The organism is Sphingopyxis sp. (assembly GCF_965227415.1).
Lineage (GTDB): Bacteria > Pseudomonadota > Alphaproteobacteria > Sphingomonadales > Sphingomonadaceae > Sphingopyxis.
In genome coordinates, this window is record NZ_OZ245749.1 from 515,794 (window position 1) to 529,138 (window position 13,345).

General features: G+C 64.2%; 13 protein-coding genes. 11 read left to right on the forward strand and 2 right to left on the reverse strand.

Annotation, left to right across the window (positions count from 1 at the left end; all coding sequences use genetic code 11):
- The first annotated feature begins 536 nt into the window (after positions 1-536).
- From phaR to ACO055_RS02445, 3 genes are all read left to right on the forward strand, one after another.
- Positions 537-1,073, forward strand: a complete 537-nt coding sequence (gene phaR / locus ACO055_RS02435; protein ID WP_422061026.1) for a polyhydroxyalkanoate synthesis repressor PhaR — start codon at positions 537-539, stop codon at positions 1,071-1,073.
- Between the two features lie 44 nt (positions 1,074-1,117).
- Positions 1,118-2,644, forward strand: a complete 1,527-nt coding sequence (proS, locus tag ACO055_RS02440; RefSeq protein WP_422061027.1) for a proline--tRNA ligase — start codon at positions 1,118-1,120, stop codon at positions 2,642-2,644.
- 193 nt (positions 2,645-2,837) lie between these two features.
- Positions 2,838-5,141: a ribonuclease R family protein gene (locus ACO055_RS02445; RefSeq protein WP_422061028.1), complete on the forward strand. Its 2,304-nt coding sequence runs from the start codon at positions 2,838-2,840 to the stop codon at positions 5,139-5,141.
- Between the two features lie 110 nt (positions 5,142-5,251).
- On the opposite strand, the gene ACO055_RS02450 is transcribed toward ACO055_RS02445, so the two are convergent.
- A complete protein-coding gene (locus ACO055_RS02450; protein ID WP_422061029.1) occupies positions 5,252-6,037 on the reverse strand; it encodes a helix-turn-helix domain-containing protein in 786 nt (261 codons plus the stop codon).
- Between the two features lie 117 nt (positions 6,038-6,154).
- Between ACO055_RS02450 and ACO055_RS02455 the strand changes: the two genes are divergently transcribed.
- On the forward strand, positions 6,155-6,547 hold the full coding sequence (locus ACO055_RS02455) for a hypothetical protein (protein ID WP_422061030.1): 393 nt from the start codon (positions 6,155-6,157) through the stop codon (positions 6,545-6,547).
- An 11-nt stretch (positions 6,548-6,558) separates the two neighbouring features.
- Here ACO055_RS02455 and ACO055_RS02460 read toward each other — a convergent pair whose 3' ends face one another.
- Entirely contained in the window at positions 6,559-7,014 is a 456-nt protein-coding gene (locus tag ACO055_RS02460) for a universal stress protein (protein ID WP_422061031.1), read from the reverse strand.
- A gap of 162 nt (positions 7,015-7,176) precedes the next feature.
- Here ACO055_RS02460 and ACO055_RS02465 point away from each other — a divergent pair, with 162 nt between their 5' ends.
- From ACO055_RS02465 to ACO055_RS02495, 7 genes are all read left to right on the forward strand, one after another.
- Entirely contained in the window at positions 7,177-8,496 is a 1,320-nt protein-coding gene (locus tag ACO055_RS02465; RefSeq protein ID WP_422061032.1) for a pyruvate dehydrogenase complex dihydrolipoamide acetyltransferase, read from the forward strand.
- 66 nt (positions 8,497-8,562) lie between these two features.
- The gene (locus tag ACO055_RS02470) at positions 8,563-8,991 is read left to right on the forward strand and encodes an endonuclease domain-containing protein (RefSeq protein ID WP_422061033.1); all 429 of its coding nucleotides are present in this window, start codon (positions 8,563-8,565) and stop codon (positions 8,989-8,991) included.
- Positions 8,984-10,381, forward strand: a complete 1,398-nt coding sequence (gene lpdA, locus ACO055_RS02475; protein WP_422061034.1) for a dihydrolipoyl dehydrogenase — start codon at positions 8,984-8,986, stop codon at positions 10,379-10,381. The genes ACO055_RS02470 and lpdA overlap by 8 nt, the downstream gene beginning before the upstream one ends.
- Positions 10,382-10,432: 51 nt before the next feature.
- Positions 10,433-11,059, forward strand: coding sequence for a phosphatase PAP2 family protein (locus tag ACO055_RS02480; RefSeq protein WP_422061035.1), 627 nt, complete (start codon positions 10,433-10,435; stop codon positions 11,057-11,059).
- Between the two features lie 44 nt (positions 11,060-11,103).
- A complete protein-coding gene (locus ACO055_RS02485; RefSeq protein ID WP_422061036.1) occupies positions 11,104-11,520 on the forward strand; it encodes a hypothetical protein in 417 nt (138 codons plus the stop codon).
- A gap of 52 nt (positions 11,521-11,572) precedes the next feature.
- Positions 11,573-12,493: an aminotransferase class IV gene (locus tag ACO055_RS02490; protein WP_422061037.1), complete on the forward strand. Its 921-nt coding sequence runs from the start codon at positions 11,573-11,575 to the stop codon at positions 12,491-12,493.
- Positions 12,490-13,224, forward strand: coding sequence for an HAD family hydrolase (locus ACO055_RS02495; protein ID WP_422061038.1), 735 nt, complete (start codon positions 12,490-12,492; stop codon positions 13,222-13,224). The genes ACO055_RS02490 and ACO055_RS02495 overlap by 4 nt, the downstream gene beginning before the upstream one ends.
- The last annotated feature ends 121 nt before the right edge of the window (positions 13,225-13,345 follow it).

Sequence of the window (13,345 nt, forward strand, 5' to 3'; positions counted from 1 at the left end):
GATATTCCCCGTTTGTCGCGTCCAAGACATTGAAAGCGATTGGGCACTAGAAAGACGGAAAATTCAGGCGGCACAAGCCCCACATGGCGAATTTCTTACAAGCAGGGGTCAAGGATGTGGCGCTGTGTCATTTTCGCAACAGATGCGCCGAAACGCGTCGCGCATCCCCTCGAACGATGATTGCTTGTCGGAGACATGATGGGATTCGTTGCGGCGAAATAGGAACCAAATGATGCTCGATGGTGGTTGCCATTGTAACGAAATTGCTTCGCGGGCCGCGGCGGCCCTCGCGCCGCGCAAGCGCTGACCGCGAAAATGATGTTTGCATTCAAGGGCGCGGCGCCACGGCGTCGTTCGATCCCGACCGGAATTTTCGTTCGCGCGATGGGCTTCGGCCGCGAATCGGGCACCGTGCGGCCGTCGGTCGGGACGCATGTTGCGATGCATCATAATTTGGTGCTAATGCCATGGCTCGCCCAGTATGGAGGTCGTGGCAGGCTCGCCTTCGCCATCGGGATAGAGGAGCTCGGGTCAGCATGGCCAAGTCAAAGACGGCAGCGGACGGCGACGTCGTCACCATCAAGAAATACGCCAACCGGCGGCTCTATGACACCGAACGCAGCTGCTATATCACGCTTGACGATCTGGGCATGATGGTGCGCGACGGGCGCGATTTTCGCGTCGTCGATGCGAAAAGCGGCGAGGACATCACGCACAACGTCCTGACGCAGATCATCATGGATACCGAGACCAAGGGCGAGACGCTGTTGCCGGTCAATTTCCTGCGCCACCTGATCGGTATGTATGGCGACAAGATGCAGTCGATGGTGCCACAGTATCTGGAAGCATCGATGACCGCCTTCCGCAAGAACCAGCACGACGTTCGCGCCGCGCTCGAGGGTGCGCTCGGATCGAACCCGCTTGCCGAAATGACGCGGCGGAACCTCGAGATGTTCCAGCAGGCGGCAGGCGCCTTCATTCCAGGCGCCGGCAACACCAAGGCCAAGGATAGCGAAATCGCCGCGCTCAAGGCCGAAATCGCCGACCTCAAGGCCGAGCTCGCCAAAAAGTAACGACGGGCCGCTCTTCCGCCCCCCAGGACAGAAATACCGAACCGATGATCAAGCATGCGCTCAGCGTAACCCGTCAGGCCGATTTCGCGGCCTGGTATCAGGACGTCATTGCCGAGGCCGACCTTGCCGAGGAATCGGGCGTCCGCGGCTGCATGGTGATCAAGCCGTGGGGCTATGGCATCTGGGAACGGATCCAGACGGTGATGGACGCCGCGATCAAGGATGCTGGCGTTCAGAATTGCTATTTCCCGCTGTTCATTCCCTTGAGCTTCTTTGAGAAGGAAGCCGATCATGTCGATGGTTTCGCAAAGGAAATGGCGGTCGTCACGCACCACCGCCTGATCGCGGACGGCAATGGCAAGCTCGTTCCCGATCCCGAAGCAAAGCTGGAGGAACCGCTGATCGTCCGTCCGACGTCGGAGACTGTCATCGGCGCCGCGATGAGCCGGTGGGTACAGAGCTGGCGCGACCTGCCGCTCAAGGTCAATCAATGGGCCAATGTCGTGCGCTGGGAGATGCGCACGCGCATGTTCCTGCGCACCAGCGAGTTTCTGTGGCAGGAAGGCCATACCGCGCACGCCGACAAGCAGGACGCGATGGCCGAAACGCTGCGCGCGCTCGAAATGTACCGCGCTTTTGCCGAGGATGTGCTGGCGATGCCGGTCATCGCAGGCGAAAAGCCCGAGAATGAGCGCTTTCCCGGTGCCGTCGCGACCTATTCGATCGAGGCGATGATGCAGGATGGCAAGGCGCTGCAAGCCGGAACGTCGCACTATCTCGGCACCGGCTTCGCTGAAGCGGCTGGCATTCGCTATCAGGACAAGGATGGCGGTCACAGCCTGTGTCACACGACAAGCTGGGGCACCTCGACCCGCATGATCGGCGGGGTCATCATGACGCATGGCGACGACGACGGGCTGCGTTGCCCGCCGCGTATCGCGCCGCACCAGATCGTCATCGTGCCGATGCTGCGCGACAATGAAGAGGATCAAGCGATCCTCGATTATTGCGCGGAACTTCAGGCCGCGTTGAAGGCGCTCGACGCTTTCCGCGAACCGCTGCGCGTCCATCTCGACGCCGGTGCCAACAAGGCCCAGACCAAGCGCTGGGGCTGGGTCAAGAAGGGCGCACCCGTCATCCTCGAAATCGGCCCGCGCGACGTCGCAGGCGGCAATGTCGCGGTGATCCGCCGCGACCGCTTGTACAAGGACGACGGCAAGCTCAACACGGCGTTCGTTGCCAGGAGCGATTTCGTCGCCGGAGCGGTCGCGACGCTGGAAGACATCCAGTCGAGCCTTCATGCCGAGGCGAAGGGCCGGCTCCACGCGAACATCCGCCGCGATGTGGCGGACCTCAAGGCGCATTTCGCCGGTGACGACAAATTCGTCGGCTGGGTCGAAGTGCAATGGTCGCGCCCGACCGGCGTGGCGCTCGACACGATCGTCGAGCAGCTCAAGGGGCTCAAACTGACGATGCGCAACACCCCGATCGATGCGGCGCCCGCCGACGGCGCCTGCTTCTTCACGGGCGAGCCTGCGGTCGAACGCGTGCTAATCGGACGGACCTATTGATTTTGTTCACGCGCAGACGCGAAGACGCGAAGAGGCCGCGCCGACCGCGAAGCGGCATTTCCTCTCTGTCGCTGCGCGATTCCTCTCTGTCGCTGCGCGATGCCGCACCGCGTGACGGGAGAGGGGGCCTCTCGGCCCGGAACGTCTTCTTCGCGCCTTCGCGTCTTCGCGCGAACCATTGGAACGGCCTGAGATGAAAAAGCCCAAGCCGCAACCCGGCCTGCCCACGTTCGATCAAATCCTGCGCTTTATCGAAGAGAGCAACGAAGCGGTCGGCAAGCGCGAGATTGCGAAACATTTTGCGTTGCATGGCAATGACAAGATCGCGCTCAAAGCCTTGCTCAAGGACATGACCGACGAGGGGCTGGTCGATCTTGCGCCCGGCCGGGCGTTCCACAAGCATGGCGGCTTGCCGCGCGTGACCGTGCTGCGCGTGACCTCGATCGACGGCAGCACAGTCTGGGCGGTGCCCGAGCATTGGGAAGCCGCGGGTCCGGCGCCGCGCCTTCGCGTGATGGAACAGGGCCGCAAAGGCGCATTCGGTGTCGGCGACCGCATTCTCGCGCGAACTGAGGAACGCGGCGGCGGCCATGTCGCGCATCCGATGAAGAAATTGCAGGCGGGCGGCGAGACGGTCATCGGCGTGCTGGTCGACGATATGGGCCCTGGCGGCAAACCGACGCTGTGGCTGCGCCCCGCCGACAAGCGCGCGCGCTATGACTTCGCCGTCGCCGACAAGGGCGACGCGAAGGTCGGCGACCTCGTGCGCGCCGAACTGACCGGCCGCGGTCCTGCGATCAGGGCGAAAGTCGTCGAGCGCTTGGGCGATCCGTTCGCGCCGCGTGCTTTGAGCATGATCGCCATCGCGCGCCACGAAATTCCGCACGTCTTCAGCGCCGAAACGCTGGCCGAAGCCGACATCGCGGCGAAGCTGCCGCTGACGCCCGAGGGTCGCGAGGATCTGCGCGATCTGCCGATCGTCGCGATCGACCCGATCGACGCGCGCGATCATGACGATGCGGTCTGGGCGGCGCCGGACGAGGATGCCGCCAACAAGGGCGGCTGGCGCGCGATCGTGGCGATCGCCGACGTCAGTTACTATGTCCGGCCCGACGGCGCGATCGACCGTGAGGCGCGGCGGCGCGGCAACAGCGTCTATTTCCCCGACCAGGTCGTGCCGATGCTGCCCGAAACGCTGTCGGCGGGCGTCTGCTCGCTGAAAGCGGGGCAGGACAGGGCGGCGATGGCGTGCCACCTCGTCATCGACAAGCATGGCAAGGTGACGTCATGGCGTTTCACGCGAGCGCTCGTTCGGCTGCGCGCCAACATCGCCTATGAGCATGCGCAGGCGGCCTTCGATGCCGATACGCCGCGCGACGAGTGGGATGCCGATGTCCTCGCGTCGCTCAGGAATCTGTGGGGCTGCTGGGCGCTGCTCGCCAAGGCGCGCGCCGCGCGCGCGCCGCTCGACCTCGACCTGCCCGAACGGCAGGTGATCCTCGACGAGAAGGGCGCCATTGCGGAGATCCGCGTCCGCGACCGGCTCGATTCGATGCGGCTGATCGAGGATTATATGATCGCGGCGAACGTCGCGGCGGCGAAAGCGCTTGAGGCGAAGAAGTCGCCGGTGATGTACCGCATCCACGAGCCGCCGAGCCGCGAAAAGCTGGTCAGCCTGAAAGACTATCTCGAAACCTTCGAGCGGGCCTTTGCGCTTGGGCAAGTGATCACGCCCGCGGTGTTCAACCGCCTGATCGACGGCTTTTCCGAAGACGACCGATTGCCCGAAATCATGCAGGCGATCCTGCGCAGCCAGACGCAGGCCTATTATGGTCCCGCGAACGCGGGCCATTTCGGCCTCGCGCTCGGCAGCTATGCGCATTTCACGTCGCCGATCCGCCGCTACGCCGATTTGATCGTCCACCGCGCGCTCGTCGACAGCTACAAGCTCGAAGTGCCCGGCAAGCCGAAGGGATTGCCCGAACGCACCGGGCTCGGCGAAGCCGACGCCAAGGGACTGTCGCGGATCGGCGAAGCGATCAGCGCGCTCGAACGGCGCGCGATGGAGGCCGAGCGCGAGACGGTCGATCGCTATGTCGCGGCCTATCTTGCGACCAAGACCGGCGAACTCGTGCTGGCGCGCATCACGGGCGTTCAGCCCTTCGGTTTCTTCGTGACCGTCGACGGGCTTGGCGGCGACGGGCTGGTGCCGGTGTCGACATTGGGCCGCGAACGCTTTTTCTATGACGAGGCGGCGCGCACGCTCGACAGCGAACATGGCCGGGTGAGCTATGGCATCGGCCAGAAGCTGGAGCTGCGGCTGATGGATGCCAACCCGATCAGCGGTGCGCTGCGCTTCGAATTGCCCGATGCGCCCGAAGGTGGCTTTCGCGGCCGCCCGCCGCGCCGCGACGGCATCAAGGACAAGGCCGGGAAGCACGCTGTCGGCAAGCGCGGCCGGCCAGCGAACATCAAGCATAAGGGGCGGCGGCGGTAAACTTTCGTCGCCATTGCGAGGAACCGAAGGCGACGCGGCAATCTCCAGCTATCGATCTTTCGCAAGGTCGATAGCTGGAGATTGCTTCGCTTTGCTGGCAATGACGCGGTTTATTGGCTCCCCGCAAGCCCCCGCAGCAACGCCGCACTTGCCGCATCGGCCGGAAAAAACGCTTCGATCGCAAGCTCCGACAGGGTGATGTCGACCGGCGTCCCAAAGATCGTCACCGTCGACACGAAGCTGATCCGACCGGCGATCGTGTCGAGCACCAGCGGCACCGCGATGCTGTTGACGGGCCCGCCGTCATTGTCGTTGGCCTCGACTGCATAGCCCGCCAATTCTTCGCGCAACGCAACCAGGCCGGCGTCGGCGCTCGCCTCGATCTGCAAATCGAGCCGGTGCAGGATATGCGCCCGCCACATCGCATAATTGACGATTTGCGGCGCAAGCCCGTCGGGATGCAGCGCGATCCGCAGCACATTGACGGGCGGCGTCAGCAACGCGGGCGATACCTGTTCGATCAGGATGGCGATCGCATCGTTCGCGGCGACCATGTTCCAGTGCCGGTCGACCGCGAGCGCCGGATAGGGCTCGTGTCCCTTCAGCACATGCTCGACGATCGCGCGCATCCCGTCCATTTCGGCGCTGTCGAGCGCGCGTTCCTGATAGTCGGGCGCATAGCCCGCCGCGAGAAGCAGCGCGTTGCGTGCGCGGTGCGGCACGTCGAGGCAATCGGCGAGCCGCTGAAGCATCGCGGCGCTCGGCCTCGACCGCCCGGTCTCGATAAAGCTCAGATGCCGCGTCGAAATCTCGGTGTCGAGCGCCAGGTCCATCTGGCTCATCCGGCGCCGCGTGCGCCATTCGCGGAGTTGTTCGCCGAGCGGTGCGACTTGCATGATATTCTCCTTCGCCCAAGGGCTAGCCGCCGGGCGTTCCGATTTCCATTACCTCCCGCGTAATCGACTGACGGCATTCGGGCGGCCAGACGGGACGGGTTCGAAAGGAGAACCGCCATGTCCCGTTTCAATCTCAAGAATATTCTCATCGTCGATGCCGTCACCTGCGTCGGCCTGTTCCTTCTCGGAGTATTCGCCACCGCGGCGGTCGCGTCGATTCTCGGTCTCCCCTCCGAAGTCGTGACCGTCGCCGGCTGGATCGGCCTGCCCAGTGCCTTGCTGATGCTGTTCACCGCGATGCAAAAGCCGCCGAGCCGGACGCTCGCGAACCTGATCGCAGTCGGCAATCTGGGCTGGGTCGCCGCGAGCTTCGCGGTGCTGGCGATGTTCGCCGGCCAAATGACGTGGGCCGGCATTGTCGTCGTCGCGGCGCAGGCTGTCGTCGTCCTCGACCTTGCGTTCCTCGAAGCCAGAGGCGCCGCGGCGCTTCCCCGCGCAGTGACGATCTAACTCAGCGCGGGCTAACTCAGCGCGTCGAGTCGGGCGATATCGATCCCGCCCGGCACCAGCATCACCGGGCAGGGCAGCGTTCCGGCATCCTGTCCGGTGAAATGCGCGACGAGCGGTCCCGGCGCGCCGGTTGCGGCGGTCGCGAGTACGAGCGCCGCCACTTCGTCATTCTCGCCGATGGCCTCGCGCACGACCTCGGCGGGTTTGCCCGACTTGATGATCGTCTGCGCGGTAATATTGGCTTCCTGCTGCACCGCGTCGGCGGCCGCTGACACCAGTTGCTCGGCATGTTCGCGGGCTTCGGCTTCGATCGTCGCCTGCACGCCGCCGAACGCGACGAAATCCTGCGGCGGGATGATCGCGAGCACTGCGACCCCGCCGCCGGTCCGCGCCGCACGCCGCGCCGCAAAGCGGATCGCGAGATTCGCCTCGGGGCTGTCGTCGATCACCACCAGATACGTCCGCATCGCCCGACCCCTCGCTATGCTTTTTGTGAGGCGAGAGTGCGTCACATTCGTATGAAAGGCAAGTTTGCCCCGATGGACGTCGGCGAATGATGGCCTTATGACGAGGGAACAAACCGTAGCGGCAGGCCCCGCCTGCAAGACTCACGAGGGACAAGACCGACCATGCCGATCGAACTCAAAATGCCCGCCCTTTCGCCGACCATGGAGGAAGGGACTCTCGCCAAATGGCTGGTCAAGGAAGGCGACGCCGTCAAATCGGGCGATCTGCTCGCCGAGATCGAGACCGACAAGGCGACGATGGAATATGAGGCGATCGACGACGGCGTGATCAGCCAGATCGTCGTTCCCGAAGGCACCGACAATGTGAAGGTCGGGACCGTCATTGCCGTCATCGCGGGCGAGGGCGAGGATGCCGGGAGCGCAAAGGCGGCCCCGGCGCCGACGCCTGCTCCCGCACCGGCCCCTGCCGCGAAGGAAGAAGCGGCGCCCGCTGCTGCACCGGCGCCGACACCCGCTCCCGCCGCCGCCCCGGCGCCGTCGGCCTCGGGCGACCGCGTCAAAGCCAGTCCGCTCGCCAAGCGCATCGCGGCCGAAAAGGGCATCGATCTTTCGACCATCAAGGGCACGGGCCCGGGTGGCCGCATCGTCAAGGACGACCTCGACGGCGCTCCGGCAGGCGCGGCGGCGCCCGTCGCATCAACCGCACCCGCTGCCCCCGCGCCTGCCGCCGCGGCGGCCGCTCCTGCCGCGGCTCCGGCGTCTGCAGCTGCCAGCTCGATCCCCGATTTCGGCATCCCGCACGACGACGAAAAGCTGTCGGGCATGCGCAAGACGATTGCGCGCCGCCTGACCCAGTCGATGCAGGAATCGCCGCACATCTACCTCACCGTCGACATCCGCCTCGACGCGCTGCTCAAGCTGCGCGGCGAGCTCAATGCCAGCCTCGAAGGCCGCGGCGTGAAGCTCAGCGTCAACGACATGCTGATCAAGGCGCTCGCTGTCGCGCTCGAACGCGTGCCCGCGTGCAATGTCAGCTTCGGCGGCGACGTGATGCGCCAGTACAAGCGCGCCGACATCTCGGTCGCGGTCAGCATCCCGGGCGGCCTGATCACCCCGATCATCACCGACGCCGGTGGCAAGTCGATGTCGAAAATCTCGACCGAAATGGCCGAACTCGCTGCGAAGGCGAAAGAAGGCAAGCTTCAGCCCGCCGAATATCAGGGCGGCACTGCCAGCATCTCGAACATGGGCATGATGGGGATCAAGCAGTTCACCGCAGTCATCAACCCGCCGCAGGGCATGATCATGGCGATCGGCGCCGGCGAGAAGCGGCCCTATGTGGTCGACGACGCGCTGGCGATCGCAACCGTCATGTCGGCGACCGGCAGCTTCGATCACCGCGCGATCGACGGTGCCGACGGCGCGCTGCTGATGAAGACCTTCAAGGATCTGGTGGAGAACCCGCTGGGGCTGGTGGCTTGATGAACCCCTCTCCCTTCAAGGGAGAGGGAGGGGCCCGCGCGCGAAAGCGCGTGGGAGGGTGAGGGTGTGACGGCAGGCTATTCGAAGCAGACGCTGGAACGCGCCAAGACTCTGCGCCGTTCGCTTACCGATCAGGAAAAGAAGCTGTGGGGCGCCCTGCGTGATCGGCGGTTGGGAGGGTTCAAATTTCGCAAACAACAGCCGATCGGGCCGTTTATTGCCGATTTTGTCTGCCAGGACCAGCGCCTGATCGTCGAGGCGGACGGATCTCAGCATGCTGAATCGCAAACGGACGCTGCGCGGGACGCTTTCCTCAAAGACAAGGGCTATCGCGTCCTCCGCGTCTGGAACAATGAAGTGATTGGAAATTTGTCTGGCGTGTTGACGGCAATCCTTGCCGCGCTGTCGGACCCTCACCCTCCCATTGCTACGCAATGGGCCCCTCCCTCTCCCTTAAAGGGAGAGGGGATTGAAAATGGAGCGAATCTTGGCTGACACCAACTACGACCTCATCGTCCTCGGCTCGGGCCCCGGCGGCTATGTCGCGGCGATCCGCGCGGCGCAGCTGGGGCTCAAGACCGCGATTGTCGAGCGAGAGAATCTGGGCGGCATCTGCCTCAACTGGGGCTGCATCCCGACCAAGGCGCTGCTGCGTTCGGCCGAAATCTATCATTATATGCAGCATGCGGGCGACTATGGCCTGATCGCGCAGCAGATCAGCGCGGACATCGACGCCGTGGTGAAGCGGTCGCGCGGCGTCGCAAAGCAGCTGAGTCAGGGCGTCGCCTTCCTGATGAAGAAGCACAAGATCACTGTCCATATGGGCGAGGGCAAGCTGACCGCTCCGGGCACGCTCGACGTGAAGGGCGAGAAAGGGACCGAGACCCTGACCGCCAGGAATATCATCGTCGCGACCGGCGCCCGCGCGCGCGACCTGCCGTTCGCGCCCGCCGACGGCAAACGCATCTGGACCTATCGCCACGCGCTCGTCCCGCCCGAAATGCCAAAGAAGCTGCTCGTCATCGGATCGGGCGCGATCGGGATCGAATTCGCGAGCTTCTACAGCGACATGGGCGCCGAGGTGACCGTCGTCGAAATGCTCGATCGCGTCGTTCCGGTGGAAGATGCCGACGTGTCGGCTTTCCTCGAAAAGGCGCTCAAGAAACAGGGCATGACGATCTTCACCGGCGCGGGTGTCGAGGAACTGAAGGCGACCGCAAGCGGCGTCACCGCGAAGATCAAGACCAGGGACGGCAAGGTTGAAAGCGCCGAATTCAGCCATGCGATCGTCGCGATCGGCATCGTCCCGAATACCGAGAATATCGGGCTCGAAGCGCTCGGCGTAAAGACGACCAAGGGCCATATCGACACCGATGCGCTGTGCCGCACCAACGTGCCCGGCCTGTGGGCGATCGGCGATGTCACCGCGCCGCCGTGGCTCGCACACAAGGCGATGCATGAATCGGTGATTTCGGTCGAAGCGATCGCGGGCAATCACCCGCACGCGATGGACCCGCGCAACATCCCCGGCTGCACCTATTGCCGCCCGCAGATCGCCAGCGTCGGGTTGACCGAAGCGAAGGCGAAGGAGCTCGGCTACGAGGTCAAGGCCGGCACCTTCCCATTCATCGGCAACGGCAAGGCGATCGCGCTCGGCGAGGCCGAGGGTTTCACCAAGACCGTGTTCGACGCAAAGACCGGCGAACTTCTCGGCGCGCACATGATCGGCGCCGAGGTTACCGAACTGATCCAGGGCTATACGATCGGCAAGACCGCCGAACTGGTCGAGGATGATTTCATCGGCACCGTCTTCCCGCATCCGACGCTCAGCGAAACGATGCACGAAGGCGTCCTCGCGGCGTTCGGGCGCGCGCTGCATATCTGATCCAGAACTTTCGTCATTCGCGCTTTCGCGCGAATGACGAAAGGGGGGACTGTGAAAGCGCAATCCAACCGATACCTCTTCGCTGCCGCCGCGCTGGTCGTCGCGGTCATCCTGCTCGGCCTGATCGCCGGCGCCGGATGGCTCGTCAGCGCCGATCTCTGCATCTCGAACGCGCTGTCGTTTCAAGTCGGACGGAGCGATCCCGCCTTCATCTCGTTCATGCAGGGAGCAAGCTGGATCGGCGGAGGAACGCCGCGCTGGATCATTGTCATCCTGCTCTCGGCGGTCGTGTGGCGCTGGTGCGGACAGCGGTGCGCGATTGCGCTTGCCGGCGCGTCGCTGCTCTCGAATCTCGCTTCGAACCTGCTGAAATTCGCGTTCGACCGCGCGCGGCCCGACGTCATCGAACATCTCGACCATGTGAACAGCGCGTCCTATCCCAGCGGCCATGCGACAAGCGCTGCCGCGGTCTATCTGCTGCTCGCCTGGTTCGCGCCGCCGCGCTGGCGTTCGCTCGCCTGGGCGCTCGCCACGGGGATGATTCTCCTCAACGGCTTTTCGCGTATCATGCTGGGTGTTCATTGGGCGAGCGACGTCGTCGGCGGCACGATGCTCGGCGCCGCCTTTGCACTGCTGGGGGCGTGCTGGGCATCGCGCGCGACCTCAAGATTATCGTAAACTTTCCGCGCTAGGCGTTTCGCATCGGCAGCGGAGGATCTGCGATGCGTTTGATTGGCGGTGCATTCAGCTGGGCCTTTGCGCTCGTTCCCACGGTCTATATCGGTGGGCTGATCTGGTATTTCATGGGCGTCGGCGGTAACAGTGCCGCGGGCATTGCCGATATCGGGCTTGGCCCGACGGTCATGGGCCTGGCCGTTGTCGGGCTGGTCCTGACGCTTCCCGTGATCATCAAACTGCTGCGCCTGATCAGCAGGACGGACAAGGTTCCCGGCGCGCGCGCCGAAGAGGCCGGCGATCTGTCGGCGGAGACGCAAGGCTTCGACGCCGATGCGGCGTTTGCCAACTATATGCGCAACCGCGACGCCGCACCGCCGCCCCCCATTGCCGCCGATGTGGTCGATGACAATCTGCGCCCCTTCACGCCGCGTCCCGGCGGGTTCGGACGCAAGGCCGTCTGACCTTTCGATCTGACCTCTCGACAGGCGCGCCGACGCGGCTAGTGTCGCGCCTATGGCTCAAGGCACGCACGACTTCGTCCCCGATCCGCGCAACGACGCGATCCTGATCAACGTCAACGGCGCGCTCGTACCGCGCGCGCAAGCGAGCGTGTCGGTGTTCGACAGCGGCTTCATGCTCGGCGACGGAGTATGGGAAGGGATTCGCGTCCACAAGGGGCGGATGGCGTTCCTCGATCAGCATCTCGACCGGCTGTTCGAGGGCGCGAAAGCCATTGCGATGGATATCGGCATCCCTCGAGAGGCGCTGATCCAGCGGCTCCATGACACAATTGCGGGCAACCGGATGGACGCGTGCCATATCCGCCTGATGGTGACGCGCGGTATCCGTTCGACGCCGTATCAGGACCCGCGCGTCGTGATCTCGCCGGCGACGATCGTGATCATCGCGGAGCATAAGGATCCTCTGCCATCGACGGTCGAAAAGGGTTTGTCGCTCTTCACCGTTCATGTTCGCCGCGGGGATCCCGCAGTGCAGGACCCCAAACTCAATTCGCACTCGAAGCTCAACTGCATCACGGCGTGCATCCAGGCGGCGCAGGCGGGCGCTGACGAAGCCCTGATGCTCGACCCGCACGGCTTTGTCGCGACATGCAATTCGACCCATTTCTTCATCGTACGCAAAGGCGAGGTTTGGACGTCGAGCGGCGATTATTGCCTGGGCGGGATTACCCGCGGCAATGTGATCCGCATCTGCCGCGACAACGGCATTCCGGTCCATGAGAAGAATTTCTCGCTCACCGACGTCTATGGCGCCGACGAGGCGTTCGTGACGGGCACTTTTGCAGGCGTCGTCCCGGCGCATACGATCGACGGGCGTGTGCTGACCGGGGGCCGGGGGCCAATGGTCGAGCGCTTGCAGGGATTGTACAAGCAATTGATCGAAAGCGATATTTCAGGGCGCGATCGCCCATGAAGGACTGCCTCCGCATTGCGATGTGGTCGGGTCCGCGTAACCTTTCGACCGCGATGATGCGCAGTTTCGGCAGCCGCGCCGACACCCATGTCATCGACGAACCTTTCTATGGCGCGTACCTTCAGGAAACCGGCGATCCGCAGCCGATGATGGACGACGTGATCGCGTCGATGGACTGCGACTGGCACGGCGTCGCGCGCAGCATGACCGGACCCAGCCCCGCGGCAAAGCCGATCTGGTACCAGAAACATATGGCGCACCATATGGTCGGCCCCATTGCGCATGACGACCTGCCGGGGCTGCGCCATGCTTTCCTGATCCGCGACCCGGCGCGCGTTGTCGCAAGCTACGCCGCAAAGCGCGTGATGGTGCGCCCCGACCATCTCGGCACCGACAAGCAGGTCGAGTTTTTCGACCGCGAAGCCGACCGGCTCGGTCACGCGCCGCCCGTGATCGACAGCGCCGACATCTTGCGCGATCCGGCTCCGATGCTGCGGAAATTATGTGCTGCGCTGGGCATTGATTGGGATCCGGCAATGCTGCGTTGGGAACCCGGCATTCACGCCACCGATGGCGTATGGGCGTCGCACTGGTATGACGCTGTCGTGTCGAGCACCGGCTTTGGCGTAGCCGACAAGCCGGTGCCCGCACTTTCTGCCGAGGGGCAGGCCGTGGCCGACGCGTGCCGGCCCGGCTACGACTATCTGGCTGGATTCAAACTGGCGATATGATCCCGAAACCTGCGTCGGTTCCGCGAAAGCGGGAGTGACGAACAGCGCGCGTTGCGGGCAACCGCATTTTCCGCTGTCCTAATTTCCCAGCCTTTGCCATCACGATGAAGGACACCGGAAA

What these genes read in the sequence shown, in the direction of transcription:
- phaR (WP_422061026.1), top strand. Translation starts at nt 537, where the DNA reads ATGGCCAAGTCAAAGACGGCAGCGGACGGCGACGTCGTCACCATCAAG.
- proS (WP_422061027.1), top strand. Translation starts at nt 1,118, where the DNA reads ATGATCAAGCATGCGCTCAGCGTAACCCGTCAGGCCGATTTCGCGGCC.
- ACO055_RS02445 (WP_422061028.1), top strand. Translation starts at nt 2,838, where the DNA reads ATGAAAAAGCCCAAGCCGCAACCCGGCCTGCCCACGTTCGATCAAATC.
- ACO055_RS02450 (WP_422061029.1), bottom strand. Translation starts at nt 6,037, where the DNA reads ATGCAAGTCGCACCGCTCGGCGAACAACTCCGCGAATGGCGCACGCGG.
- ACO055_RS02455 (WP_422061030.1), top strand. Translation starts at nt 6,155, where the DNA reads ATGTCCCGTTTCAATCTCAAGAATATTCTCATCGTCGATGCCGTCACC.
- ACO055_RS02460 (WP_422061031.1), bottom strand. Translation starts at nt 7,014, where the DNA reads ATGCGGACGTATCTGGTGGTGATCGACGACAGCCCCGAGGCGAATCTC.
- ACO055_RS02465 (WP_422061032.1), top strand. Translation starts at nt 7,177, where the DNA reads ATGCCGATCGAACTCAAAATGCCCGCCCTTTCGCCGACCATGGAGGAA.
- ACO055_RS02485 (WP_422061036.1), top strand. Translation starts at nt 11,104, where the DNA reads ATGCGTTTGATTGGCGGTGCATTCAGCTGGGCCTTTGCGCTCGTTCCC.
- ACO055_RS02490 (WP_422061037.1), top strand. Translation starts at nt 11,573, where the DNA reads ATGGCTCAAGGCACGCACGACTTCGTCCCCGATCCGCGCAACGACGCG.
- ACO055_RS02495 (WP_422061038.1), top strand. Translation starts at nt 12,490, where the DNA reads ATGAAGGACTGCCTCCGCATTGCGATGTGGTCGGGTCCGCGTAACCTT.